This is a genomic window from Corynebacterium jeikeium, assembly GCF_000738175.1.
Classification (GTDB): domain Bacteria; phylum Actinomycetota; class Actinomycetes; order Mycobacteriales; family Mycobacteriaceae; genus Corynebacterium; species Corynebacterium jeikeium_C.
This window is the reverse complement of record NZ_JFCH01000034.1, coordinates 51,850-76,691: the sequence shown is the minus strand read 5'-3', so window position 1 is coordinate 76,691 and position 24,842 is coordinate 51,850. Positions and strand designations below refer to the sequence as shown.

The window sequence follows — 24,842 nt, the reverse complement described above, 5'->3', positions numbered from 1 at the left end:
GGGGTCAGGCACATCAACGAGCCAGCACCACTTGAAGCGCCGCTTCATGGTGGCGCGGCTAACACCGTTTCGTTTGGCTAGGTCGTCGAGTGATATTGCGGTGGTGCAATGCTCGATGAACTGGGTGAACACTGCCGCGTTGGTGATGTCGTTTCGACGTTTGACGCTGGAGGCGCCGCATTGTTTGCAGCGCCATCTGGTGGTGCCTTTGCTGGTGGTGCCGTTGCGTTTCATTTCACCGCCGCAGTGGCAGCGTGGTTGGTTCTTCGACATTGCGACACCACACCACGCCGCGCATAGCACATCACGGCTGCCACACCGAGGATTTCCCGTCGGGGGCTAGATATATGCTTCCGGAGCATATACTTTCCGGAAACCTACAGGTCAATCCGTGAAAATCCGCGATTCCGGACACACTTTTTGACCCTTAACCCCTCTCAGCGATGCGTGTGCGGAGTTCCTCGGCGCGTTCGCTGTCGCCGTAACCGCGTCGTTCCATCACTTCCAGTACAGCTTCGTCGCCGGTGATTTCTCCTTGGAAGATACGTCGGACATCCTCTTCATCTCGGGTTGTCATGGTGTATCCGGCCATCGTCATGGAGGCACGGACAGCGGCTACTTTTTGATCTTCGGTGCGGTTGTCGGCGGTCATGGTCTGTGTCCCTTCCGATATGTTGTTGAGTTGTTTACGGTGGGCAAATGCCTAGGCATCTCCGGTGGATGTAGTACTTACTGTAGCGACGACGTACGACACCTAGATTGATTTATCTGCCCGGTAATCAAACACTTGTTTGCCTGACGACACTTCTGCGAACTGGTGGGGTTTCTCTTAGCAAGAGTTCGGGGATTGAAACTTTTTGGAAACGTTCCAATCCGGTGTGGGGGAGGGCGCCGTATGTACCAATGAAGCGGCCCTGCGACAGAGCCGCGTGGAATACGATCGCTACCCCGAAGGAGCAGTACAAATGATGATTCGCAAGACCAACTCTGCAGCTAACAGCGCAGCCGGATTATCTGTCGGCCGTGCCGCCGTTGCCGTGGCCCTGACCGGCGTGATGGGCTTGGGCCTGGTTGCGTGCAACGAAGACGATGACGCTGCGGACTCCAAGATGACCGGAACCTCTTCTTCTGAAATGACGAGTGAGAGCAAGATGACTGAGGAGAAAATGACCGAAGACATGAAGGGCGGTGACCAAATGTCCGGCAAGACGGAGAACATGATGGAGACCGAGGAGAGCATGATGCCGGACAAGCCTGCCATGTCCGAGAAGATGGACAACAAGATGGACGGCAAAATGGAAGACAAGACCGAGAACATGATGGAGACCGACGAAAGCATGATGCCGGACCTGCAGGGTAAGCAGAACCAGTAGATGACGAGCAGGTCGTAGGCCCCGGGGCGCTACGATGAAAACGGTGGCCGTAGTCGATAAAGAAACTCTCGAGAGCTTGATGCTGCTCACCCAACAGGGTGATGCGGCGGCTTTCGCACGCCTCTACGACCACATCGCCCCGAACGTTCTGGGCCTCAGCCTGCAAATTCTCCACGACCAAGCGCAGGCAGAGGAAGTCACCCAGGAAGTATTCATCGAAGTGTGGCAGCACGCGCCAGACTTCGACCCAGCCAAAGGCTTGGCCAAAGCATGGATCCTCCGCCGGGCGAGGCTCCGCGCTATTGATCGTGTACGAAGTGCCATCGCCACTATGAAACGGGATGACCGGGAGGCCTTCCTGGTGGCGTCAATAAATAAAGAAAGCGTGGAAGACGAGGCCTTAAGGAACGTGCAACGCCATGCCGTGTGGACCGCGCTGGAGATCATGGGCGAGCCACATAAGACTGCAATTCTGTTGGCCTACTTCGGCGACATGACCCACGCGGAACTGGCGGAAGCCACCGGTGTGCCGCTGGGAACTGCGAAGACGCGCGTGCGTGATGGGCTTCGTAAGCTAGAGAAGATCCTCAAGCAGCAACGTGACGCACTGGCGGAAGGGGGTGCCCGATGAAAGACGAGAGGCCGGACTTCGGCGAGCTAGAAGCCGACCTAGCGGACTTGGCAGAACCGGTGGTACCTCCGACGCAGTTGAAGTCGAACATCATGGAAGCGATCGCTTCGGGCGAGTATCCGCAGGTCGCGCCGGATGAAGAGGTTGGTGCGGATAACGTTGTGCCTTTGTCGAAGGCGCGCGGCACCCGCAGTGGATTCGCACGCACTGCCTTTGCCGCGGCTGCCGCAGTTGTTCTAGTGGCAGGCGTGGGGATCGTAGGCACCACCAGCGGGCTGTGGGGCGGCGGAGACAACGCCGACCTTGCGGATAACAACACTAACCAGTCCGTCGAAGACGGTGGGGAAGAGGCCCCGGAGGCGTTCTCGGATACCGAAGGCGCAGGTCAGGGCGCGAATGGCGATGAGCTGATGCAGGGTGCTGAGGCGGAAGACCACATGCACTCCATCATGGCGATGGAGGACGTGCGCAGCGTGTCGCTGAAGGCTGAAGGGTCGACGCTGGACGTGGTGGTTTCGGAGGAAATGGATTCCGGCGGGGCGATGGTCAACGGTGCGCCAGTGTTGAAGGACGGCATGGGCGCGCAGGTGTGGTCTATCAACAAAAGCGGTGACGCCCGATCAGCCGGCGTGATTGGCCAGGACCCGCACGACAACGTGTGGATGCCGCTGCCCGCGGACACGATGATGGTGCGCGTCACCGAGGAGCCGATGGACGGCAGCACCGCGCCGGGTGGGACCGTGCTGGCCGAGGGGAAGCTTTAGAGAGCAGAGCCACATATCGGGCATAGATTCTGAGATGCCCGGGGGCACCCGGCTCATAATATATACATGAGTGGTTAGTGAATATTGCATAGGTTCTATTAAGATTAGGCAATCTTGTTGAGGTTTTGAAAGGAAAACAGAAGATTGTCGAATCAGAACAATAGCTAGAATCCCTATGGTGGTAATGTCCCTCAGCAGCCGAATGGGCAGCAGTTTCCGCAAGGGCAACAGACGGTCTACGTTGTACAACAGCCTAAGAAGGCGTGGTACAAACGTGCGGCAATCATGGTTCCACTCACCTTGGTGTTTCTTTTCATTCTCTTCGTGGGTGGTTGCATGGCACTCGTAGGCGGTGTGGCCAACGAGATGGATAAGGAAAGCAAGAAAGAGCACAACCTCACCTACGTCGTGGAAGGTGATGCGCAAGACGCAACGGCTACGTACCACGTTGGCGATAGCGACTCCACGCAGGACTCGGGAATCGCGGCCGGTTGGAAGAAGGATGTCACCGTAAAGGGCTTCTTCGGTGCATATCTCAGCGTCACCAACGGTCTTTACGATACTGGTGCCGTTACCTGCAAGATTCTGGTTGATGGAAAGACCGTAGCGGAGAATACTGCAACAGGTGAATTCGCAACTGCTACCTGTGATGCGTCTACCACTGAACTCGAGGAAGCTGTAGAGGGCGACAAATAGTCGGAAGAGAGCAAATCTGCACCGGGTTTACGAATCCGATGTCGATAACCGAGACGTTCTCTATGGTTCGCGTGGTAGTGCCCAGGCCGCTGCAAGTAATGTGGGTTGAGCGAGCCCAAACAAACCGCAAACCCCAACCCAGGGAGCCCCACGACTTATGACCAGCACGATTACCACGTATCGCTACACCGACCCCTTCACTGGCACGCCGCAAACCATCGATGGTCCTCAAGGCAAGGCGTACTTGCTGGTGGAACGTGGGGAGGAAGTCCGTGTGGGCGACCCGCTGGGCTTCTACGACGATCACGAAAGCGCCCGCGAGGCTGTGATGGCCCGCCTTAACGAGAAAGCCCGCACCCTACGGGATTACGAAGAGTACTACGTCACACACGCCACCCTGCGTGCGGCGCAGTTCTAGGCACTGCGTTAACTAGGCGACTATCCGGCAAACCATCCCATGCGTAATCTTCGGCGAAGAATCCTCCCGGGCCTAAAACGCCGGGCGAAGTGGGCCTCCCTCACCACGCTGTCCTACTCCTTCCGCGCCGCCGCCGGCGCAATTGACCTCTACGCCAACCTCTTCCCAGGCGTGAGGCTGAACAGGCGCTATGCCCTGGATCCCCGCCGCGGCTTTGCCATCATCGGCGCGGAAATCGGCATGTGGAATGCCCTCTCGCCCTCCCTGTTGCCGCACCCTTGGTGGGCCGTCGCCGGTAACGCCTCCACCTCCCAGACGGTCGGGCACTTCAACGGCACCATCATCGCCAGCGCAGTACTGCCCGCCTTCCGCGCCGCCGGCCTGGACCTGCGGGAACTCGTGAACAAGCCCGGCTACCGCGAGGCCTACCGCGCCATGCACGCTGCCTTCACCCTGGCCACCGCCACTGCCGCTTACCGCTTCTACAAGCGCCAAGGCGAATCCGCTGCGTTGGTGAACAGCCAGCGCCTCGGCGCCCCCTCCGCCTTCGTTGGCATTGCCGTCAGCACCCTCGGCTACGGCGCATTTCTCCTGCTCGGCGAGCTACTGCAGTCCAGCTTTGACCTCACCCGGCATTCGCTGCGCCGGTTCGTCCCCGCTCCCGTAGCTGTGCCTGTAGCTGCTGGGGCGGTGGGCGTCATCGCCTACCTCATCTCCGACAAGATCCTGCTACGGCAGTTCCTCGAGAAGTTCAACGAGAAGGCCGAGCTCGTAAACCGCCGCGTGTACTGGGGCTACCAGCAACCCTGGGAGCCTGAGCGTTCCGGTTCGGTGTGGTCGCACGAAAGGTGGATCTCGCTGGGCGCCCAAGGCCGTGTGTTAGTTGGCGGTGGCCCCCGGGCGCGCGACATCACGGAGGTAACGGGCCTGGATGATGTGCACGAGCCGATTCGTATCTACGGCGGACTGGCCCCCGGGCGCACGCTGGAAAGCATCGTTGATCTGGTGAAACGGGAGCTGCTGCGGACGGGCGCCCTGCACCGCTCGGCTATTGTCATCCATACCTCGACCGGCACGGGATGGGTGCCGGATTGGCAGCTGGATACTGTCGAATTCCTTACGGGCGGCAACTGCGTGAACGTGGCGATGCAGTACTCCTACGTGCAGTCGCCGGTGGCCTATGTGCTTGACCGCGATACCCCGGTGCGGGCCGCCAAGTTACTTATTGACGCCGTGTTTGAGCTGCTAGACGGCATGCCCAACCCACCAAAGGTGTTTGTGACCGGCGAATCCCTGGGGGCGTATGGCACGGCAGCGGCCTTCGATGGGCTGGAGGACATGCTGGCGAAGGTGGACGGTGCGGTGCTGTCCGGCGCGCCACGCTTCACCAGAATAATTCGCGAGATGACCACCTACCGCAGCGAAGGCTCGCCAGAACGTCTACCGCTGTATGACCAAGGCCGGCACGTGCGCTTCATCAGCCACGCCGACCATCTGGACCGCGACTGGCGCGGCCAGGAGTACGGCCAGTCGTGGCAGCACCCGCGGGTGGCCGTGGTGCAGCACGCCTCCGATGCGATCGTGTGGTGGGATACCGATCTGTTTTGGAAGGAACCCGACTGGCTGCGCGAACCCGGCGCCCGGGGCGTGCCCGCACCGGCCACCCAGCACAACGATGTAGTGCATAAGCTCCGTTGGATTCCGTTTACCACCGGCTGGCAGGTGGCGATGGACATGCTGACCTCCAAGCAAACCCCCGCAGGCCACGGCCATAACTACCGTGGAATCATGGTTCCCACCTGGGAGCGGATCCTAGGGCCCGACCTAGTGCGCGCGCCCCTGAATCCGGAGCTTCAGCAGCGCATCACGGATTGGATCACGGAGCATTCGCGGGACACGCGCCGGGAGGAAGACCGTTTCCTCGACCGCTTCGGCTTCGGCGTGGCACGGGAGGACTAGCCCAGTGCCTGATGCGGTGGCGTCAAGTAATCGTCGATCGGCCTCGCGATGGCCTGCAGGGCACGCTCTTCGCTGACCCCCAGCATCCGCAGCAGATCCAGCGCCAGGTCGTCTCCGGCGGTCCTGCTGTTCAATGTGGGATCCTCGTGCAGGCGCTGCCCCAGCATCGCGTTGGCGCCGAAGATAATTGCCGCAGCCGTTTCGGTGCTGGCCACGTGGAAGGAACCGTCGTCCACGCCCGCGCTGATCCGCTCGCGCAGCTTGCGCACCAGCCCGTTGGGCATGGTGTAGAAGTCCGGGGAGCGGCGCACAATCGACTTCGAAAGTGTCGGCACCAAGCGGTGCGCGTACGCCAGGATGCGGATGTTCATGGCCGCCGCATCGATCGAGTCCAGATCCTGGTCCGCCGCCAGATCAAAGATGCTGGCCAGGTTGTTAACCGCGTACTCCGCGACTGCGTCGAAGAACTGCGTGCGGTCTTTAAAGAAGTTGTAGAAGCTGCCGTTGGAGACCCCCGCCTTCTGGGTGATCGCCAGGATGGAAAGGTCCGTCTGCTCCTCGGCGATCAGCTCGATGCCGGCTCGCAGCAGCGCCTGTTTGGTCCGCTCGCGGCGCGTACCTTCCTGCTCGCTGCGGTTGAAGATGGCCTGCATCCACGCGGCGGTGTCGATGTGTTGCTCGCCTGCTCGCACGCGCGGATTCACCCCTTTTTGCTTAGTGACGCCTACCGTTACAGCCAGACCCGCTCCAGCATCGCTGCTATTGCGGGTATGCATAGCTTTCTTTCAGGCTAACCTATCGGCTTCCAAGGTGGCGAAAGGAGCTACTCGAAACCTACTAGAAACAAATTTCGAGCCCCTGACCTGCGATAAACAACGTACTCGAAAATGTTTCGAGTAGAATGTTAGATTGTGAGTGTGCAGCGAAACTTCCACGAGGAGCCGGACCAGCTTCTGCAGTTCCCCGAAGACCAGTGGTTCGAGCGCAAATCTTTCCGCATTAAGCCGAAGGACTTGGCTAAGACAATTGTCGGCATGGCCAATTCTGAGGGCGGAGTAATTGCGGTTGGCATTTCGGACCGACAATTCGAAGGAAAGCCGACCGCCACCCAAGATAATGCCTTGCGACAGACGTCGTTGGATCACACGGATCCGACGGTCCGCGTCCGGATCGAGTTGTGCGACGTGGATGACCGTACGCAGGTGTATCTTTTCCACGTCTTGCCCAGTGAGCGGGTTCATTACCTGAAGTCAGGGGACTGCTTCTTGCGAGTAGGCGATGAAACGAAGCACTTGAGGGCTGATGACATTCTGGAGCTTCGTTATACCAAGGGTGAGCAGCAATACGATGCCACGGTTCCCGCGAACGCCACTCCGAACGACCTCAACATGGATCTGGTTGAGACTTATGCCGAGACCATTGGTTCTTCGAGTGCAGAAGATGCTCTGAAGGCGCGCAACCTGGTTGACCGAGAAGGCAGGCCACGTTCTGCTGCGATATTACTTTTCGGACACAATCCTCAAGAATTCTTCCCGAACGCACACATCCGGGTTTTACGCTTTGGCGAGGACGAGCGATTGCCTGGTCAGATGCAGCAGTTGATGGATGACCAGCGTTTTGATGGTCCGATACCGCAACAGATTCAAGCAGCTCAGGATGCAATTAGCGGAATGCTGCCAAATACTCGACGGCTCACCGGCGCGGGTCTATTCGAGGATGAGAACCTTATCCCTCACGACGTTTGGCTTGAGGGGTTGGTCAACGCGGTGGTGCATCGTTCGTACAGTATGGTTGGGGATCACATTCGTTTCGAAATTTTCCCGAGCCGGATTGAGGTCTCTAGCCCGGGGCGCTTCCCTGGCCTTGTAGATCCGACTAAACCAGAGTCCATTGCCCGCTTTGCGCGCAACCCTCTGATTGCGCGAGTAACCGCTGAGCTCCGCATTGGCCAGGAACTGGGTGAGGGAATCCGACGTATGTTTGCAAGCATGCGGCGGGTTGGATTTGCTGATCCGGTATATACGCAAACTAGTGGCAGTGTAGTTCTTACATTGACCGCAACACAGCGTTTAGATGCCCAAGTGCTGGGTGGTCTCCCTCGCCATTCCGAGGATGTGCTTGCTGCTCTAGAAATGAGTGGTCGGCCAATGTCCACGGGTGATGTTGCAGAGGCGCTGGGCTTGTCGGCTCCGCCAGTGCGCCGTGCATTGCAGGCTATGCGTGACGCTGGGTTGGTTCATTGGCGCGGAAATGGACCGCGTGATCCGCGCGCCGTGTGGTCCGTAAAGGGGCCACTTAGGTAGCTAGAAAAGTTACTCGAAACGTACTCGAAACCTACTAGAAACAAATTTCGAGCCTCTGACCTGCGATAAACAACGTACTCGAAAATCTTTCGAGTAGAATGTTAGACGATTTGGCTCCCGAGCGTATCGAGTAGTGCCGCCGCCTTTACTAGCGTTTCCTGGTACTCCGCCAGCGGATCCGAATCCGCGACGATCGCGCCGCCGACCCCGAAAGAGCACTCCGAACCATCGTCGATGAGCGTGCGGATCGTGATGTTCAGCTCTGCGGCGGAATTGGGGGAGACCCAGCCGATCGCCCCGGAATAGAACCCGCGCGGATGTGGCTCCAGCTCCCCGATAATCTCCATCGTCCGAATCTTTGGTGCGCCCGTCATCGAACCACCGGGGTAACTGGCCGCAATCGCGTCGACGGCGCCGAGCCCCGGACGGAGCTGTCCGGTAATGGTGCTGACCAGCTGATGGACGTGCGAGAAACTCTCCACCGAAAAAATTTTCGGCACCTCCACACTGCCCGGCACGCACACTCTGCCGAGGTCGTTGCGCAGCAGGTCAACGATCATCAGGTTCTCCGCCCGGTCCTTGGGGTTGCTCATTAATTCCTGACGCCCCCTCGCATCCGCCGCTTCGTCCTCCCCACGGGGGCGGGTGCCCTTGATCGGCTTGGCGGAGACCTCTCCCTCCGGTGAGACCTTGAGGAACCTCTCGGGGGAGGCGCTGAGGATGTGCAGTGGTGCCTGACCAGGGCGGTCGAAGCGCAGGAATGCGCCATAGGGAACCGGGCTGACCTTGCGGAGCCGCAGGTAGGCCAGTAATTCCGGTGACGGTGCGTGGGGCGAGTTCGCGCTGGGTTGCTCGCCGGGGTGTAGTGCTGGATGCTCGCCAGGCTGCTGAGTGAGCCGCGGGTTGACCAGCTCCCGCAGTGCCGGCCCGCGGGCGGTATTTGTCAGGCAGACCTCGTAGCTATCGCCTGCGGCAATGTAATCCAGGCAGCGCTGGATGCTCGCCAGGTACTGCCGCTTCGGCTGGTCAAAGTGGAAAGTCGCCGCGCGCTCAATGGTCACGGACTCGGCGGGCACCGTGTCACGGGGCGGGGTGCCGCCCGGCAAGGCTTCTAGTCCCGCACCGCTTGTCTCGGAGACCTCGCCCGCGATCCGTCGCACCTCCGCGACGGTGGTGTCCAGCCACTCCAGCTGCTCGGCATGGGCCTCCCCGATGCTCGGCAGCATCGCCATTGCATAGGCCACAGCGTGTGCGTGGTCGATCACGACCGCCCGGTCGGCGAACAGCAGTGCCGCATCTGGGTGGTCTTCCCGGGAACGGGCAATGTCCTCCACTCCGTATCCCAGAGCGCCCACCCAGCCGAGGGCGAACTCGCACGGCCAGTCTCGCGGAATCTCAACCGGCTCGTCGAAAGTGCCTCTGAACTGCGCGAAGAACGTATTCGAGCTTTCCACCTGCGGCATCCACGTTCGGGCTAGGGGCCCTGCGTTATTCGCTAGCACACTGAGGGCGCCACCGTTGCCGGAGGAATCCAGCCAGGCGGCGGTGGGGGCGTCATTAAATAAAGACAAAAAGACCCGCGACGCGACACTTCCGGTGATGTCCCGAGTGTCTGCCTGCGGCAGCGGGATGGTGTGGAATGTGAGGCGGCGCGGGGTCATGTACGCCATTATCGCGCGCCGGATTCAGCGCGCGATCTAGGGGTGCGGGTTATAGGCGGTGCTTGCCGCCCTCATCCGGATCCTCGCCCGGGCCATCGGCCAGCGGGAAGTCGGCCTCGGCGGCGTCGTTTGCGTCCGTGGCCTCGGCAGCGCCCTGGTCGCTACCAGCCTGCGGGGCAGCCGGAGCACCCGGAACAGCTACGCCCGGTGCGGGAGCGCCCGGAGCACCCGGGGCAGGTGCGGATGGTGCGGCGGGGGCAGCCGGAGCCTGCTTCTCCGCGGTCTTAGCCTCTTCGGTCTTCTCGCCGGCCTTAGCCGCCTTAGCCTCGGCCTCCTTAGCCTCCTCGACCTTGGCCTCGGCAGTTTCCTTCACCTCAGTGGCCTTCGCCTCAGCCTTGTCCGCGGTCTCGGCGGCCTTCGCCTTAGCCTTCTCGGCAGCGCCGGTGGCCTTGTCCGCGAAGTCCTGCACCTTCGGGGAGTTCTTCGGAGCGTTCTCGCCACCACGCAGGAACTTAAACGCAGCAGCGCCTGCAGCGACCAGGATGGCCAGCAGCAGGAACTTGCCGAACAGGCCGCCCTTCTTCTCCTGCTTCTTCAGACCCTTCTTCTCAGCCTTTGCCAGCGCCTTGCTCTGCGCCTTGTTGGTGGCGCGCGTTACCTTCTTGTCCAGCTTCGCAGCGCGCTTGCGGGCATCCTTTTGAGCACCCTTGGTCTGCTTCTGAGCGCGCTTGGCTGCCTTCTTCTTGGTGGCCTCCAGCTTCTTGGCTAGCTGCTTGCGGTTCTTCTCGGCGCTCTTCGCCAGGTCGCCGCCACGGGACTCCGCCTCTTCGTACAGCTTGCTGGTCGCAGCCTGGCCGCGCTCCTGCAGCTCGTGAGCGTTTTCCTTCAGCGCCGCGGTGAGCTGAGCGATCTTCTGCTCACGCTTCTTGGCCTTCTTGCCGGCCTTCTTCTGAGCCTTCTCCTGCTCCTCGTCGAAACGGTCGCGCAGCTTCTGGGTGCGCTTGTCGATCTTCTTGCGCAGCTTCTCGGCATCCGCGCCGAGCTTTTCGGTCAGTTCATCGGTGTTCAATTCTTCGCCCTTCTTCTTTAGCGACGCCACCTTCCCAGCAGCATCGTCCTCAACCTTCTTGGCCTTCTTGGCTGCCTTGGCCTGTGCCTTCGCAGCCTTCTTCTTTGCGGCCTCGGCCTTCTTCTCAGCCTTCGCACGAGCCTTGTCCGCCTTGTCCGCGGCCTTGTCGCGTGCCTTCTCCCCCTTGTCAGTGGAGTCGGCGGTGGCCTGGGAACCGGTGGAGCTCATGTCCGCAACATCCGCAGCGGTGAGCTCGTCGGAGTGGTGCGCCCGGTGGTGCTTGCGGGCAGCCGCAGCCGCACGAGCCTGCTCGAGGGCTTCTGCAGCACCTTCTTCCTTGAGCATCAGCTCCGCAACGGCCTTCACGTGAGCGGGGGAACCTGCGATGATGCCCTCTCGTTCGCCCTCCGTGGCCAGGTTGTTTCGCAGCTGCTGCAGCGCGTCGAACTCCTGGCGGCGCTTAAACTCCTTGCGGTTATTTAACATAGTGCGACCCTGCTTGGCGCCACGCAGCGCCAGCTTCAACGTGGTGGGGTTCATCGTGTGGGATGCTCCTTGGAGATCTATTTGGGTATTTCAATATGTGTTCGTACTAACACCCATCCTAAAGAAAAATCCCCATCGGGATGGCCAATACCGCTTTTGAGTCACCAAGGCGCCGGAAGCCGCCGCAGCTTTTTAGTACAATGGATCACCGTGACTAACAAGACTGCAACCGCAATTCTGCACACTAACCAAGGCGACATCGCCATCGATCTGTTCGGCAACCACGCGCCGGAGACCGTAGCCAACTTCGTTGGCTTGGCGCAGGGCACCAAGGAATACTCCCAGCCCAACGCCTCCGGCACCAACGAAGGCCCGTTCTACGACGGTGCGATCTTCCACCGCATCATCGATGGCTTCATGATCCAGGGCGGCGACCCGACCGGCACCGGTCGCGGCGGCCCGGGCTACCAGTTCGGCGACGAGTTCCACCCGGAGCTGCAGTTCGACCGCCCGTTCCTGCTGGCCATGGCCAACGCTGGCCCCGGCACCAACGGCTCCCAGTTCTTCATCACGGTGACGGCCACCCCGCACCTGAACAACCGCCACACCATCTTCGGTGAGGTCACCGACAAGGAGTCCCAGAAGGTCGTCGCAAAGATCTCCCGCGTCGCAACCGACCGCATGGACCGCCCGAACGACGACGTCGTCATCGAGTCTGTCGAGATCCAGGAGTAAAAACTCCTTGCCGTGGCTGGACACGCAAGCCCGCCGGAACAGCCGGCGGTATTCCGTCACCAACGTATTCATCGCAGCCTGCTGCCTTGTCTACGTGGTGACGGTTTTTCAATCCGGCAGCATTGCCAGCCCACTCGACGGCCGAACCACGTTCGGCCTCAGCTCGAACAACCTGGGGCGGGAGATGCTCTTCAACGCCGCCAACGTCACCCTCTTCGGTGAATGGTGGCGCATCCTCACCGCCGCATTCGTTCATTTGGACCCCGCCCACCTGGGCTTCAACATGCTGCTGATCTTCCTGATCGGCCGCGATGTCGAACGCTTTTACGGGCCGGTAGTTATGCTCAGCCTCATCGTTGCCAGCGCCGCTGGCGGTGCGCTAGCCTGCATGTACTTCCAGCCCAACGTCCCCGTCGGCGGTGCTTCCACCGTCGGCTATGGGCTGTTCGCCATGCTCATCTCCCTGTCGCGGATACGGCAGCGCGACCTCCGTGGGCCCATCATTCTGCTACTGGTGAACCTCGGGTACTCCTTCATGTACTCCAATGTTTCGCTATGGGGACACATCGGTGGGCTCGCCGGAGGCGCCGTCATCGCATTCATCACCAGTACCGTTGGGGAGGGCGGCAACGGGGGCGTAGGGGCGTCAACAAGGAAAAAGACCGCCGCAGCACTAGCCGCGACGGCCATCCTGGCCTTCACCATATGGACCGGCCTGGGGTGGCACTACTAGAGCAGTGCCGGAAAGCATCTTGGGCGCTACTTCCAACCCATGGTCATGAGTAGCCCCACGATCAGCAGGGCGAAGCCGATCAGGTAGTTCCATGCGTTCAGGTCGCGCATAAACGGAATCTCCGGGCCGGCGATGTAGTTAACAACCAGCCAGGCGAGGCCCAGAAGCATCAGCGCGAGCATCAGCACGATGTACCAACGCGGAGTACCGCTGGAATTCAGCTTCACGGGTGTGCGACGATCCGCGGAAGAGGAGCTGGAGTAGTTCTCCTCAGCGGAATTAACCTTGGACTTTGGCATTGTTCAAAACCTCGAAGCAATTGACTGCGGAGCGGACGGCCTACGAGGTACCGAGCGCCCATGGGCAAAATACGTACTAGACGATAGTAGCAGTACACCGCGGCAAAACCATGCACGCTGCCACGCTAGACTCTTTGCTATGCGCATTCTCGTGATCGATAACTACGACAGCTTCGTCTACAACCTCGTGCAATACATCGGGCAGCTGGGCTTCAGCGGGGACGACTGTGTGGTGCTGCGCAATGACGCCCCCGAGCTCACCGGCGCTGGTGACCCAGACGGGGCTGGCACGGATGCGCTGGCGGACATGCTGCAGGGCTTCGACGCGATCCTGCTATCCCCCGGACCTGGCGAGCCGAGCGCGGCAGGCCGCATGCTGGATGTGCTGAAAATCGCCGTTGAACAGCAGATTCCGCTGTTCGGGGTGTGCCTGGGGCACCAGGCGATCGGCATGCACTTCGGCGCGGAAGTCGTGCGGGCCGACGAGCTTTTCCACGGCAAGACCTCACCCGTGGCCCACGACGGCACCGGCGTGCTGGCCGGAGTGCCGAGCCCGTTCCGCGTGACGCGCTACCACTCGCTCACCGTTGATCCAGGCACCGTTCCGGAGGAGCTAAAGGTCACGGCGACCTCCGATTCCGGCATGATTATGGCGATGCGCCACCAGACGCTGCCGATCCACTCCGTGCAGTTCCACCCCGAGTCTGTGATGACGCAGTACGGCCACCTGATGCTGGCGAACTGGCTGAACGAAGCCGGGCAGCTGAGTGGCACGGGCGAGGTAGTGCCCGCCGAGCTAGTGGACCGCCTGGTGCAGGAGCAGCTGGAGGTTACCGGCGCGATCAGTGCCGAAGCCTCGATGCTCTAGTGGTCCCTTTCTAGAGCACCGGTTCTAGCGCGTCCGCCCTGTGAGGCCCCGCTTAGGGGCGCGGCTGCTGCTAGGGCAGCAGGTTGAAGACGTACACCGTGACGGTGATGTCCTCGTCCCGCTTGATTACCTCACCACTGTGGATAGATTGCTGCGCGACCTCGTCTACGCGACCCAGATCAGTGGTGTTCTTGTCCTTCCGGTGTAGCTGGTCCGGAGTGCCGCGCCAGCCGGCGGCCTGCAGCTCACGGAACACGTCACCGAACTTTTTGCCCTGCAGGGAAGGCATCTCGAACTGGTTGCCCAGGGATACCTCCAGGGTGATCTCGCTGCCCTTGGGCAGCTTCTCACCCTCGCTGCTGGCGGAGAGCACCTGATCCTTCCGCTCCACAGAATCGACGTGGTTCACAACCACCTTGAAGCCAGCGGATTCCAGGTTCTCCCGGGCGTCCTCGAGCTGCTGGCCAGTGACGACTGGTACGCGGACGTCCTCCGGACCCGTGGAGACGGTAATGGTCACCTTCGTGCCGGTGGAAACCTGCGACCCCTGCGGCGGAGTCTGCGTGATGATCTTGCCCTTCGGCACATCATCGCTGGCTTCTTCCTTAACTTCCTTGTTCAGGGTCAGCTTGGCATCCTTCAGAAGCTGGACTGCTTCCTCGGTGGTCTTGCCCGTCAGGTCCGGTACATCGGTGATCTCTCGGCCGCTGGAGACCAACAGCTTGATCTCGGTGCCGCGGGCCACGGATGCGTTGGCCGCCGGATCGGTGCCGATAGCCTTGCCGCGCGCGATCTTGTCGTGCGTGGTCTCCTCGACCGTCACCTCGAATCCCGCGTCCTTGAGGATCTTCTCTGCCTCGGCGCGATCCTTGTTGGCCACCATCGGGATCTTCACCTGTTCGGCTTCGATAGGCTTTTCTGGCTCATCCTCTTCGGAAAATGCCTGGTAGGCGAAGTAACCACCGGCGATTATTGCGGCGATACCCGCCACCCAAGCGATGGGTGCCCACCAGCGGCGCTTGGGTTCGTCCTCGTAGTACTCGTCGTCGTACTCGCCGTCATAATCATCGTCGTAATCGGCGTCATAGTCGTCGTAGTAATCGTCGCCGCCATCGTAATCGCCGCTGTAATCATTGTTGTAGTAGCCGTCGCTGCCACCGTTGCCGGCAGCAGCCCCAGCTCCAGCAGCGGCGCCGTTAGCCGTGTTGTGGCTGGCGGGGATCACGGAGGTCTGCGCGTCGTCGTTATTCGCATGCGCACCCGCCGCGCCCGCAGCAGCGGCACCGGCAGCCAGCCCCGCAGCGCCAGCGGCACCGGCAGCAGCACCGCCCGCGGTGTGAGAACCAGCATCGGCCGAGTCGCCGTCATTGGTGTAGGCCTGGGCGACCAGCGGCAGTTGGTCTTCGGAAAGGCGCTTCAGGTCCGTCGCCATCTCTTGTGCGTCGTCATAACGATCCGACGGCGACTTCGCCATAGCGGTCAAAGTGATGGAGTCCAGGCTCAAAGCCTCGCGCTTCGACAGGTGCATGCCCAGTACCTGCGACGGCGTCTCCGGGTTTTCTTGCACGTGCTGGAAGGCGACGGAAAGGGGGGATTCGCCCTGGAAGGGAGCCTTGCCAGTGGCCAGTTCGTAGAACACGCAACCGGCGGCGTAGATATCCGAACGTGCGTCGGCGGACTGGCCGCGTGCCTGCTCGGGGGAGAGGTACTGGGCGGTGCCGATGACGGCGGCGGTTTGCGTCATGGCAGAGGAGCTATCGCTCAGCGCCCGTGCGATGCCGAAGTCCATGACCTTCACCGCGCCGGTATTGGTGATCATGACGTTCGCCGGCTTGATATCGCGGTGAATAATGCCCGCCTCGTGCGAGAAATACAGTGCCGAGCAGACCTGGGACATAATCGCCGCGGCATCGTTCAGGCTCATCTTGCCGGAATCCTGGATGATGTCGCGCAGCGTTTCGCCGTGCACGCGCTCCATGACGATGTACGGCACCGCACCGTCCTCGTCCGGGGTTTGACCCGTGTCGTAGACGGCGACGATGGCGGGGTGGTTCAGCTTCGCAGCATTCTGCGCTTCGCGGCGGAATCGCTCCAGAAAGGTGGTGTCTCGCGCCAGGTCGGGGCGCATCATCTTCACTGCAACGTCGCGGCCGAGCAGTTCATCGGTAGCGGCGTACACGTCAGACATTCCACCGGTGCCGATCTTGGCACCGAGGCGGTATCGACCGCCCAAGGTTGTGCCGATTCGGTCCACGCCTTCTGCTCCTTTGTCTGCGTCTCTCAATGTTGCTGGCTCAGCGCCGCTAGTTAACCCCAAAATGATTTTCTAGTCACTTTGATTAACAAATCCTAGTCCAATTTGTTGTATGGACATAGTTCTATCCCTTCTACATTGTCGAAAAGAATTGTGCCTACAACACTGGCTGGCTTTCCGGATCTGTATCCATGTTGCGTAATTCGGCAGGAACATCGCTGTCCGCCGAGGTCGCGTTATCGTTCGTCTGCGGGGCGTTCGGGCGGGCAGTGTTGTGATTATCTCCATTGCCGCCCTGACCACCATTGCCGCCGTTGTCGTTGCCGTTGCCGCGCCCGCCACCGTTCGGGATGGTCGGCAAGGTGGGGAACGAGGGCTCGCGTTCGTCGGAGGTCTCTGGCGGTTCCGGCGAGGTCTCAGTCCCCGGTGCGGGTTCCGGGCCATTCGTCGTGTCCGTCGGCACCGGGTTTACCGGCGCGGGGGCGTTGCCACCCGGGTTGGTCGGCGCTTCTTCCTCCTCCGTCGGGTTGGTCGTAACCTCGTTGGTCACGGTCATTGTCGACGGGTCCGGCGCTTCTTCGTCGCCACCGTTCGTCAGCAGGAAGGTGGCCAGCGCAAGCGCGAGGATGCTCACCAGAGCCAGCACCGCGATGATCAAGCGGTTCTTTTTTGGTGACGCCCCCTGCGCCCCACCCGCCCCGCGTGCAGTCGCGGGGTAGCCCGCGCCCGTGGCCGGAGCACCTGCACCGGCAGCCGGGCCGGAGGGGCCAGAGTAACCGGAACCTTGACCTGGCCCGTGCTCTGATCCCGGCCCGTACCCGGGCCCCGACTCTGAAGGCACTCGAGTTCCCGGCCCGCTGGCAACGTTGCCCAGCTGCTCGGTCAGCGGGTGCGGTTCGGTGCTGACGTTCGGCACGTTGTGCGGGGACGGGGGTTGCTTGCCCTCGGCCACCATGACAGTGGCGGCGACAAGTTCCGCGCCGTCGGCGTAGCGAGTCCGCGGGTTTTTGCGCAGGCAGACCTTGACTAATTCCCGCAGGTTGGGGTCGACCTCTTCCGGCAGCTCCGGTGGGGTTTCGGAGATGTGCTTGATCGCCACGGACACGGTGGATTCGCCGGAGAAGGGACGGTAGCCCGCCAGCATCTCGAAGCCGACCACGCCCAAGGAGTACACGTCGCTGGCCGGGCCGACCTGGTCGCCCTGAGCCTGCTCGGGGGAGACGTACTGGGCGGTTCCAACCACCATGCCCGTGCGGGTCAACGGCACCGCGGCGGCGGCCTTGGCAATGCCGAAGTCCGTGATCTTCACGAACCCGTCGGAGGTGATCAGCAGGTTGCCCGGCTTAATATCGCGGTGCACCAGTCCGGCTTCATGGATAGCCTTCAGCCCCGCGGCGGTTTGCGTCAATACGTCCAGCGCCAGATTCTGCGGCAGCGAGGATTCGCGAGAGAGCACATCGGCCAGAGACTCGCCACGGATGTACTCCATGATGATGTAGCAAAACACCGTGCCGTTGTCCGGGTCCTCGACCTCGCCGGATTCATAGGTGCGGACGACGTTGGGGCTGTCGAGGTCCTGAGCAGCGGAGGCCTCGTTGCGGAAGCGCGCACGGAACTCCTCGTTTTCCGTGTACTCCGGCTTGAGGATTTTGACGGCTACATCGCGCTGCTGCTCGACATCGTGGGCCAGCCATACGGTGGACATACCGCCGCGGCCGATGATCCACTGCAGCTCGAAGCGTTCGCCCAGAAGCCGCTGCGTACGCTCAATCTCTGTGCGGTCGGGTTGACGGGAATCGCTCATGGCCTACTGCTGCTCCTTCTCAGCTGCGTGGATGACGGCTCGGCCGATGGGGCCGGCCACCGAACTACCGGTAGCTGCCTGCCCGCGGTCGCCACCATTTTCCACCAGCACGGCTACCGCCACGTCGGCCGTAGTGGAAAACGCGATGTACCAGGCGTGTGGCTTGGAGTTGCGGGAATCTTCGCCGTGCTCGGCGGTACCCGTCTTCGAAGCGATGGAGGCATCGCCGCCGGCCCACTTCTCGGCCTCCACCATTAGATCCTTCAAGGTATCGGCCGTTTTCTCCGGCACCGCGCGCTGGGCCTTCTGCGGCTTGGTGGTCCGCAGGGTGGAAAGATCGCGGCCGGTGATCTTGCTGACCAGGTAAGGCTTCATGCGCACACCACCGTTGGCGATGGTCGCGGCGATCACCGCATTCTGCAGCGGGGTCAGCGCCACGTCGCGCTGGCCGATGGAGGACTGGCCCAGAGCTGCACCGTCGGGGATGTCGCCCACGCGGGAGGGCTCGACGGGCAGACCCAGGTAGTCGTCCTTTTCCCCGATGCCGAAGTTCTCGGAAATCTTCTTGAACTTATCCGCGCCGTGGCGGGTGGAGATGTCCACGAAGGCAGTGTTGCAGGAACGCTTGAAGGCCTCGCGCAGGGTGGTGTTGCCGCCACCACCGCAGGCCGCGCCGCCGTAGTTCTCCAGGGTCGTGGTCGTATCCGGCAGGGTGATCTGCGGTGCGGCGGTCACGGAGGTCTCTGGGGTGTCGCCCTCCTCCAGGGCGGCCGCAGTGGTGATGACCTTGAACGTCGAGCCCGGCGGCTGGATCTGCTGCGTGGAGCGGTTCAACAGCGGGGCCGAATCGTCGTTGGCGTAGTTTTCGAAGTTCGCCTTGGCCTGCTCGGCCGGCGGGCCAACGATCTGCGCCGGGTCGGCCGAGGGAGTGCTAGCCATCGCCAGTACCTCGCCCGTGGACGGGCGCAGAGCCACCACGGAACCCGAGTAGCCCTTGTTGGCCAACTGGTCGTAGGCGACCTCCTGCACCTGCGGGTTGAGAGTGAGCTCCACGTTCGCCCCGCCGGCTTCCTTGCCCGTCAGCATGTCCCACGTGCGGGTGGCGAACAGGGAATCGTCCTCGCCGGTGAGGATGGAGTTCTGGGAAGACTCGATACCCGAGGCCCCGTACTGGTCGGACAGGTAGCCGATCACGGACCCGTACTTGGCGGACATGTACGGGTACTCGCGGTCGTAGAAGTCGTCGGAATCCTTCACTGATTTCGCCAGTACTTGATCGCCGGCGATGATTCTGCCGCGTTCCTTCGACTTGGCCTCTAGGAATTGACGCGAATTCAGCGGATTCTGCGCCAGCGACTTCTGCTGGAAGCCTTGGATGTAGGTCAGGTTTGCGATGAGGGCGACCACCAAGATGAAGCTAAAGATGGCTACCGCGCGGATGGAGCGGTTCATGCTTCCTCTCTTTCCTTAATGGCCAGGGGCGTACGGGCGTCATGAGAAATACGAAGAATAATCGCCAACAGGATGTAGTTCGCCAACAGCGACGAACCACCATGCGACAGGAACGGCGTGGTGAGGCCGGTCATGGGCAGCAGGCGGGAAATACCACCGGTGACCACGAAGATCTGGATGGCGATCGTCAGCGCCAGACCCGCGGCAACGAGCTTGCCGTAGGAATCGCGAGCTCGCATGGCCGTGTTGAAACCGCGCGAGACGAACACCGTGTAAGCCAGCAGCACGGCCGCCAGACCGATCAGCCCCAGTTCCTCGCCGATGGCGGCCAGGATGAAGTCGGAGTGCGCGACGGGGATGTTGTTCGGGTAACCCTCGCCCAGGCCGCGGCCGGTCACGCCGCCGAAGGACATGCCAAACAGGGCCTGGGAGAGCTGGAAGCCGTTGCCGTCGTAGTTCGCCAGAGGATCCACAAAGTTGGACACGCGATCCTGAATCTTCGCCGAAATCTGGTACACGCCGAATGCGCCGATGAAAGCCAGGCCGAGGCCCAGCACCAGCCAGGAGGCGCGGCCGGTGGCTATGTACAGCATGCCAAGCACAGTGCCGAACAGCAGCAGGGCAGGGCCGAAGTCATTCTGCGCGGCCATGATCATCAACGCGATGCCCCACACCAGAAACAGCGGGCCCAGGTCGCGCAGACGCGGGAACTGCAAACCCAGGAAGGACTTGCCGGCCACGTTGAACAGACGGCGCTTATTCACCAGCAGTGCGGCGAAGAACAGCAGCAGCATGATCTTTGCGAACTCGCCGGGTTGGATAGAGAACGGGCCGATGCTGACCCACACCTTTGCGTCCGCGTTCAGGGAGGTAGGCCAGATGATCGGCAGGGCCGTCAGGATGAGGCCCGCCAGCCCCAGCAGATAAGAGTAGTTCTGCAGCGAACGGTGGTCTCGCAGGAAACCAATCACCAAACAGAACAGGATCACACCCAGGGCGGTCCACATAATCTGCGACTTCGCCAGTGTGAGCCCTGAGCCGAGGTCCAGCCGGTAGATCATCACCAGCCCCAGGCCGTTGAGCAGGGCTGCGATGGGCAGCATGATCTGGTCGGCCTCCGGAGCCGTCCAACACACCACCAGGTGCGCCACCAGAAAGGTTACGAAGAATGCGCCGACCAGGTAGAACACCTCAGAGCTGATTTCCTTGCCCTGCGAGATCTCCAGCGCCACGATGGCCAGCAGCAAAACGATGGCGGCCAGCAGCAACAGGCCAGCCTCGGTGCGTCGGCTAAAAAGCTTCATGGTTACTTCACCTCGCGGCAGGAGACTCCGGGGGTCGTGAGGTCTTCGGGCGCTTCGCTCTTCTTTGAGTTGTCTTTGCTGTCCTTCTTGTCCTTGGCCTTGTCGTCTTTGCCGTCCTTGTCGCTCTTGTCTCCGTCTGCCGGAACTCGCGTCACACAAACCGGCAGCGTCTGCTCCGCCAAACGGTTGACCTGGCCGGTGACCTTGTCGTAGGAATCCTCCGGCAGGTCCGACAGTGCTCCCTGCGCTGCCGGAGTCAGATCGGAGGTCTTAAACAGGTGGCAATCGCCGCCCGCACCCGGATCCACGAAGGTCGCTTTGCCTTCGTCGTCCAGGCAGACGTCCTGGTGCACAGAGTTCAGCTTGAATCCCATTACGGAAGAATCAGTGCCGTTCATCACCTTGATCTGCGAGTTATCCGCGGTGACGTAGTACGTGTCCTTCACTCGCTGGTACATCACATAGGTCACCGCGCCACCGGCCAGAACAACGGCCAGGATGATCGCCAGCGTCACCCACAGCCCGCGCCGGGATTTCTTCGGCTTCTTGGCCGCGCTGGGTTCTGCATCGCCTACGCTGTGGCCATCGCCGTGAACGTTGTTGCCGTTACCTGTGCGATCGTGGCCACCATTGGCCGTCGCAGGTTCGGGCTCGTCGTCTTCCTCGTCCTTTTTTGGTGACGCCGCCGTCGTCGTCGACAGCCCCTGAATAGCTGCTGCGCGGGCTGCCGAAGAATTCGGGCGTGGCATATCCACTGCCTCACCTGCAATAGCTCCCGCCATCACCGGGCGGGGTGGCAGGGTGAGCTCCGGATCCGTCGGGGCATTGGAGTCGGCGTCAAAACCAACAACATCGGCAACAACAACGGTGACGTTGTCCGGGCCACCGCCACGCAGTGCCATCTCAACGAGCTTGCGGGCAGCCTTCTCCGGGGTGCCGTGGGAGAGAACCTCGCGGATCGTGTCGATGCTAACCGGATCCGAAAGCCCGTCGGAGCAGAGCATGAAGCGGTCGCCGACCTGCGTTTTTTCACGCCACAGGGTGGGTTCGACGGGACGGCCGGTGAGGGCCTTAAGGATGAGGGAACGCTGCGGGTGGCTGCTGACGTCCTCGGGATCGAGCTTGCCCTCATCGACGAGGGACTGCACGAAGGTGTCGTCCTTGGTGACCTGGCGCAGCTCACCGTCGCGCAGGACGTAGCCGCGGGAATCGCCGATGTGGCAGATGGCGACCTCGTCCTCGCGGAAGAGCATGGAGGTCAGGGTGCAGCCCATGCCATCCAAGTTTGGGTGCTCGTCGACGTGCGCGGCGATGTCCTGGTTGCCCTCGTCCGTAGCCGTGGCCAGCAAGTTTTCCAACTGATCGCGGTTGTTGGGCTCGTCGATCAGTGGGGAATCCAGGGGGCTGAGGGCATTAATGAGGAACTGGGAGGCAACCTCGCCGGCAGCGTGGCCACCCATGCCGTCGGCCAGAGCCAGCAGACGCGGGCCGGCGTAGGCGGAGTCTTCGTTGTTGCCGCGGACCAGGCCACGGTCAGAGCACGCCGCGTAGTTCAGCGTGCGCCCGATGTTTCCGTTCTTGCCCTCGGTCATGCGTCCATCCTCACGTGGGTTTGGCCGATGCGGATTTCCATACCGGCGGAAAGCTTAACGGGCTGATCCAGGCGCTCGTTACCGATCCAGGTGCCATTGCGGGAGTCGAGGTCTTCGACGTACCAATCCGAGCCGCGGCGGATCAGACGCGCGTGGGTGCCGGAGGCAAAGTCATCCTCCAGCACCAGCGTGCACGACTGCGAGCGCCCGATGGAGACGTCCTGGTACCCCTTGAGGTTCAGCGTGGTGCCAGTCAGCGGGCCACTGGTGAGCTCCAGGGAATTAGGCGCCTTGTGCCTGCGGAAAGCATGGCCGGAAGAAGAGGGCTCGTTCATGGGACCGCCGTATCCCGCTGCGATGGGAGCCATCCCGGCGGGAGTCAAGCCAGAGGTGCGATCCGCATCCTTCTTGAGGGAGCGAACAGTCATCCAGATGAAGAACCACAGCAAAAGCAGCAGGCCAATCTTGACCAGCAAAAGCAGCGTGGTCTGCACGGTATTCAACTCCTCAATAAGGTCGGAAGGTTCGGTGAGTACTCCATGAACCACTCAATAAACACAGGCGCACATAGCCCCGCGGGGCACATGTGTATGTGAATAGCCTAGTTTAGATGACCCTGAAGGAGTAGGGCGGAAGGGAAAAATAGGGTTAGTGGAACTCCACGCCGATCTCAGAGTGGCCGAGAGAGATTACGTCGCCGCTGGCCAGCAGCCAGTTTTCGATCGGGGTGCCGTTAACGGAAGTGCCGTTGGTGGACTGCAGGTCCGTCAGCACCGCATCGTAGCCATCCCAGGTGATGTCTGCGTGCTGGCGGGAAACACCGGTATCGGGGATGCGCAGATCCACTCCGTTGCCGCGCCCGATGATGTTGCTGCCCTTGCGTAGTTCGTAGGTGCGGTCGGAGCCATCGTGCAGCGTGAGGGTGACCCGCAGTTCGCTCTCGCTGCTGTCCGCGCCCACGCCTCCGCGTACGGGGGAGGGAGTAGACTGCACAATGACTTCGGTGCCCGGGTAGCTCACCGGACGTTCGAAATCATTGCCTTCCTGCTGGCCCTGCCAGTTCTGCTGGTTGTGCACCGCGCTTTCCTTCTCTTCGTCCTGGGATTGGTGGTCGCGGGGCTCCCAAGATTCCTGGGGTTCCTGGGATACCGGGGACTCCGGGGACTCTGGGGCCTCAGTATCTTCCGCTTGCTCCGCCTGATCCGACCACTGGTTGCGCGCGAAATCCGGGGAGGCGCGGTGCACACCTGCTGCGCGGGCACCTGCAGCGCCAGCAGCGGCCGCACCTGCAGCGCCAGCGGCAGCACCAGCAGAGTCGGCCGACCCGTGGTGGTGATGCTGCGCATCTGCCGACGAAACCAGATCCCCTAGAGATCGCCCGGAGTTGGGGTGTTGAGCATCGCTGGACGGGTCGTCGTTGGAGCTAGGGGCGTCATAATCATGAGAGACCAATGAACGCTCGCCGGGCTGCGATGAAGGCCATTCCGGGCGACTAGCTTGCGCCGGGGCATCCTCGCCGATGGCGACGTTTGCGCTGGAGCGATCCTCGGTGCGGGGAACGTCGAAGCGCGCATCGGCACGCATCTGCCCGGAGTGCAAGCCGTCGTGGGCAGAAAGGTTCACCTTGACCGGCTCGTTTGTGCGCCAGCCCTGGTTACGAATGAAGCGGCTCAGGCGATCGCCCATTTCCTCGGCCAGGCGCGGGCGGGACTCGGTGAGGCTTGCGTAGTCGCGGGTGCTGACGAGTACCTGGAAGTAGCTGGGAGCCAAACGCTGGCCCTGGGCATCCGTCATGACGGACTCTTCGGCGTACTGCTTAAGAACCTCGTCGATCTCGGTTGGAACAACCTCGCCGCCGAAGACACGTGCGAAGCCGTTATCCAGCCCGCGCTGAAGCGAGCTGTCGAGCTTCTTGAAACGTCCAAACAGACTCATTGTCCGTAGTCCTCCTGTGTCGTCCTGTGTTTTCCACTGCAGTCGCATGCCTTAAGTGCCTGGCGCTAGTTGTGCCTGGCGGGGCGCTGTATGACGAAAGTCGCGGGCACCGGGTGGCAGGTTGTGCTGTGCAGCCATACCCCGATGCTGCGAGTGTGTAGTTGGCCATTATAGGGGTAGTAACGGGTAACGTGCATTTTCACGCAGGTCAGATGCGTTTTTTGGAAGCGCGCGTGCATCGTGCTAGAGTTTCATTTCGTTGCCAGCGAGCACAGATTCCAGTTAGGAATGTGTGGTTTCAGCAGGCAAGACAGTGTAAACACTGTGGTGAATACCATGTGTCCTACATAGTCACTCGGGCGAGTGGCGGAATGGCAGACGCGCTGGCTTCAGGTGCCAGTGTCCTTCGGGACGTGGGGGTTCAAGTCCCCCTTCGCCCACAGAACGAACACCCCGCAGGGTTGGATCTTCGGATCCTGGCCGTGCGGGGTGTTTTGCATTGCCGG

The 24,842-nt window shown here is 61.6% G+C and carries 23 protein-coding genes and 1 tRNA gene; 11 read left to right on the top strand and 13 right to left on the bottom strand.

The features are described 5' to 3' along the window. Window positions 1–273, bottom strand: a 273-nt coding sequence (locus tag JQ46_RS11030) for a transposase-like zinc-binding domain-containing protein (RefSeq protein ID WP_424647995.1), incomplete at its 3' end; no start/stop codon positions are given. A 154-nt stretch (window positions 274–427) separates the two neighbouring features. Next, a complete protein-coding gene (locus tag JQ46_RS05930; RefSeq protein ID WP_034986306.1) occupies window positions 428–652 on the bottom strand; it encodes an antitoxin VbhA family protein in 225 nt (74 codons plus the stop codon). Between the two features lie 313 nt (window positions 653–965). Between JQ46_RS05930 and JQ46_RS05925 the strand changes: the two genes are divergently transcribed. The 6 genes from JQ46_RS05925 to JQ46_RS05900 all read left to right on the top strand — a co-directional run bounded on the left by JQ46_RS05925 (window position 966) and on the right by JQ46_RS05900 (window position 5,841). Next, the gene (locus tag JQ46_RS05925; protein WP_237744741.1) at window positions 966–1,373 is read left to right on the top strand and encodes a hypothetical protein; all 408 of its coding nucleotides are present in this window, start codon (window positions 966–968) and stop codon (window positions 1,371–1,373) included. A 34-nt stretch (window positions 1,374–1,407) separates the two neighbouring features. After that, on the top strand, window positions 1,408–2,004 hold the full coding sequence (locus JQ46_RS05920) for a sigma-70 family RNA polymerase sigma factor (protein ID WP_034986305.1): 597 nt from the start codon (window positions 1,408–1,410) through the stop codon (window positions 2,002–2,004). Next, the gene (locus JQ46_RS05915) at window positions 2,001–2,768 is read left to right on the top strand and encodes an anti-sigma factor (protein ID WP_034986304.1); all 768 of its coding nucleotides are present in this window, start codon (window positions 2,001–2,003) and stop codon (window positions 2,766–2,768) included. Before JQ46_RS05920 ends, JQ46_RS05915 begins: the two co-directional genes overlap by 4 nt. A gap of 336 nt (window positions 2,769–3,104) precedes the next feature. Further along, on the top strand, window positions 3,105–3,464 hold the full coding sequence (locus JQ46_RS05910) for a hypothetical protein (RefSeq protein ID WP_155271106.1): 360 nt from the start codon (window positions 3,105–3,107) through the stop codon (window positions 3,462–3,464). 157 nt (window positions 3,465–3,621) lie between these two features. Then, complete coding sequence (locus JQ46_RS05905) at window positions 3,622–3,882, top strand: hypothetical protein (protein WP_034986303.1); 261 nt, start codon at window positions 3,622–3,624, stop codon at window positions 3,880–3,882. A 39-nt stretch (window positions 3,883–3,921) separates the two neighbouring features. Continuing rightward, on the top strand, window positions 3,922–5,841 hold the full coding sequence (locus JQ46_RS05900) for an alpha/beta-hydrolase family protein (protein WP_034986302.1): 1,920 nt from the start codon (window positions 3,922–3,924) through the stop codon (window positions 5,839–5,841). Here the strand turns inward: JQ46_RS05900 and JQ46_RS05895 are convergent. Then, window positions 5,838–6,617: a TetR/AcrR family transcriptional regulator gene (locus tag JQ46_RS05895; RefSeq protein ID WP_237744740.1), complete on the bottom strand. Its 780-nt coding sequence runs from the start codon at window positions 6,615–6,617 to the stop codon at window positions 5,838–5,840. The two genes, JQ46_RS05900 and JQ46_RS05895, sit on opposite strands and share 4 nt — an antisense overlap. Window positions 6,618–6,758: 141 nt before the next feature. Here JQ46_RS05895 and JQ46_RS05890 point away from each other — a divergent pair, with 141 nt between their 5' ends. Continuing rightward, window positions 6,759–8,144, top strand: a complete 1,386-nt coding sequence (locus JQ46_RS05890; RefSeq protein ID WP_237744739.1) for an RNA-binding domain-containing protein — start codon at window positions 6,759–6,761, stop codon at window positions 8,142–8,144. 101 nt (window positions 8,145–8,245) lie between these two features. On the opposite strand, the gene JQ46_RS05885 is transcribed toward JQ46_RS05890, so the two are convergent. Beyond that, window positions 8,246–9,814 carry an anthranilate synthase component I family protein gene (locus tag JQ46_RS05885; protein WP_034986300.1) on the bottom strand — a complete coding sequence of 523 codons (1,569 nt, stop codon included), beginning with the start codon at window positions 9,812–9,814 and terminating at the stop codon, window positions 8,246–8,248. 40 nt (window positions 9,815–9,854) lie between these two features. After that, a complete protein-coding gene (locus JQ46_RS05880) occupies window positions 9,855–11,414 on the bottom strand; it encodes a hypothetical protein (protein WP_034986299.1) in 1,560 nt (519 codons plus the stop codon). Window positions 11,415–11,570: 156 nt separating this feature from the next. On the opposite strand from JQ46_RS05880, the gene JQ46_RS05875 reads away from it, so the two are divergent. Further along, entirely contained in the window at window positions 11,571–12,095 is a 525-nt protein-coding gene (locus JQ46_RS05875) for a peptidylprolyl isomerase (RefSeq protein ID WP_005292634.1), read from the top strand. Between the two features lie 7 nt (window positions 12,096–12,102). Continuing rightward, entirely contained in the window at window positions 12,103–12,828 is a 726-nt protein-coding gene (locus JQ46_RS05870; RefSeq protein WP_034986298.1) for a rhomboid family intramembrane serine protease, read from the top strand. A gap of 26 nt (window positions 12,829–12,854) precedes the next feature. Here the strand turns inward: JQ46_RS05870 and crgA are convergent, their stop codons facing one another. After that, a complete protein-coding gene (gene crgA, locus JQ46_RS05865) occupies window positions 12,855–13,127 on the bottom strand; it encodes a cell division protein CrgA (RefSeq protein WP_005292638.1) in 273 nt (90 codons plus the stop codon). Between the two features lie 139 nt (window positions 13,128–13,266). Between crgA and JQ46_RS05860 the strand changes: the two genes are divergently transcribed. Next, window positions 13,267–13,995: an anthranilate synthase component II gene (locus JQ46_RS05860; RefSeq protein WP_034986297.1), complete on the top strand. Its 729-nt coding sequence runs from the start codon at window positions 13,267–13,269 to the stop codon at window positions 13,993–13,995. A gap of 70 nt (window positions 13,996–14,065) precedes the next feature. On the opposite strand, the gene pknB is transcribed toward JQ46_RS05860, so the two are convergent. From pknB to JQ46_RS05825, 7 genes are all read right to left on the bottom strand, one after another. Next, a complete protein-coding gene (pknB, locus tag JQ46_RS05855) occupies window positions 14,066–16,249 on the bottom strand; it encodes a Stk1 family PASTA domain-containing Ser/Thr kinase (protein ID WP_034986296.1) in 2,184 nt (727 codons plus the stop codon). A 157-nt stretch (window positions 16,250–16,406) separates the two neighbouring features. Further along, entirely contained in the window at window positions 16,407–18,053 is a 1,647-nt protein-coding gene (locus tag JQ46_RS05850; protein WP_034986295.1) for a serine/threonine-protein kinase, read from the bottom strand. Between the two features lie 3 nt (window positions 18,054–18,056). Beyond that, window positions 18,057–19,505 (bottom strand): peptidoglycan D,D-transpeptidase FtsI family protein, encoded by a 1,449-nt coding sequence (locus tag JQ46_RS05845; protein ID WP_034986294.1) that lies wholly within the window; start codon window positions 19,503–19,505, stop codon window positions 18,057–18,059. Beyond that, entirely contained in the window at window positions 19,502–20,809 is a 1,308-nt protein-coding gene (locus tag JQ46_RS05840) for an FtsW/RodA/SpoVE family cell cycle protein (RefSeq protein ID WP_034986293.1), read from the bottom strand. Before JQ46_RS05840 ends, JQ46_RS05845 begins: the two co-directional genes overlap by 4 nt. Before the next feature lie 2 nt (window positions 20,810–20,811). Continuing rightward, window positions 20,812–22,401 carry a protein phosphatase 2C domain-containing protein gene (locus JQ46_RS05835; RefSeq protein WP_034986292.1) on the bottom strand — a complete coding sequence of 530 codons (1,590 nt, stop codon included), beginning with the start codon at window positions 22,399–22,401 and terminating at the stop codon, window positions 20,812–20,814. Then, window positions 22,398–22,895, bottom strand: a complete 498-nt coding sequence (locus JQ46_RS05830) for an FHA domain-containing protein FhaB/FipA (protein WP_034986315.1) — start codon at window positions 22,893–22,895, stop codon at window positions 22,398–22,400. Before JQ46_RS05830 ends, JQ46_RS05835 begins: the two co-directional genes overlap by 4 nt. A gap of 154 nt (window positions 22,896–23,049) precedes the next feature. After that, entirely contained in the window at window positions 23,050–24,336 is a 1,287-nt protein-coding gene (locus tag JQ46_RS05825) for a DUF3662 and FHA domain-containing protein (RefSeq protein ID WP_034986291.1), read from the bottom strand. 357 nt (window positions 24,337–24,693) lie between these two features. On the opposite strand from JQ46_RS05825, the gene JQ46_RS05820 reads away from it, so the two are divergent. Then, window positions 24,694–24,776: transfer RNA gene (locus JQ46_RS05820), tRNA-Leu, on the top strand. The last annotated feature ends 66 nt before the right edge of the window (window positions 24,777–24,842 follow it).

What these genes read in the sequence shown, in the direction of transcription:
- JQ46_RS05835 (WP_034986292.1), bottom strand. Translation starts at nt 22,401, where the DNA reads ATGACCGAGGGCAAGAACGGAAACATCGGGCGCACGCTGAACTACGCG.
- JQ46_RS05915 (WP_034986304.1), top strand. Translation starts at nt 2,001, where the DNA reads ATGAAAGACGAGAGGCCGGACTTCGGCGAGCTAGAAGCCGACCTAGCG.
- JQ46_RS05845 (WP_034986294.1), bottom strand. Translation starts at nt 19,505, where the DNA reads ATGAACCGCTCCATCCGCGCGGTAGCCATCTTTAGCTTCATCTTGGTG.
- JQ46_RS05850 (WP_034986295.1), bottom strand. Translation starts at nt 18,053, where the DNA reads ATGAGCGATTCCCGTCAACCCGACCGCACAGAGATTGAGCGTACGCAG.
- JQ46_RS05880 (WP_034986299.1), bottom strand. Translation starts at nt 11,414, where the DNA reads ATGAACCCCACCACGTTGAAGCTGGCGCTGCGTGGCGCCAAGCAGGGT.
- JQ46_RS05905 (WP_034986303.1), top strand. Translation starts at nt 3,622, where the DNA reads ATGACCAGCACGATTACCACGTATCGCTACACCGACCCCTTCACTGGC.
- JQ46_RS05825 (WP_034986291.1), bottom strand. Translation starts at nt 24,336, where the DNA reads ATGAGTCTGTTTGGACGTTTCAAGAAGCTCGACAGCTCGCTTCAGCGC.
- JQ46_RS05925 (WP_237744741.1), top strand. Translation starts at nt 966, where the DNA reads ATGATGATTCGCAAGACCAACTCTGCAGCTAACAGCGCAGCCGGATTA.
- JQ46_RS05900 (WP_034986302.1), top strand. Translation starts at nt 3,922, where the DNA reads ATGCGTAATCTTCGGCGAAGAATCCTCCCGGGCCTAAAACGCCGGGCG.
- crgA (WP_005292638.1), bottom strand. Translation starts at nt 13,127, where the DNA reads ATGCCAAAGTCCAAGGTTAATTCCGCTGAGGAGAACTACTCCAGCTCC.
- JQ46_RS05860 (WP_034986297.1), top strand. Translation starts at nt 13,267, where the DNA reads ATGCGCATTCTCGTGATCGATAACTACGACAGCTTCGTCTACAACCTC.
- JQ46_RS05920 (WP_034986305.1), top strand. Translation starts at nt 1,408, where the DNA reads ATGAAAACGGTGGCCGTAGTCGATAAAGAAACTCTCGAGAGCTTGATG.
- JQ46_RS05910 (WP_155271106.1), top strand. Translation starts at nt 3,105, where the DNA reads ATGGCACTCGTAGGCGGTGTGGCCAACGAGATGGATAAGGAAAGCAAG.
- JQ46_RS05840 (WP_034986293.1), bottom strand. Translation starts at nt 20,809, where the DNA reads ATGAAGCTTTTTAGCCGACGCACCGAGGCTGGCCTGTTGCTGCTGGCC.
- JQ46_RS05895 (WP_237744740.1), bottom strand. Translation starts at nt 6,617, where the DNA reads ATGCATACCCGCAATAGCAGCGATGCTGGAGCGGGTCTGGCTGTAACG.
- JQ46_RS05885 (WP_034986300.1), bottom strand. Translation starts at nt 9,814, where the DNA reads ATGGCGTACATGACCCCGCGCCGCCTCACATTCCACACCATCCCGCTG.
- JQ46_RS05930 (WP_034986306.1), bottom strand. Translation starts at nt 652, where the DNA reads ATGACCGCCGACAACCGCACCGAAGATCAAAAAGTAGCCGCTGTCCGT.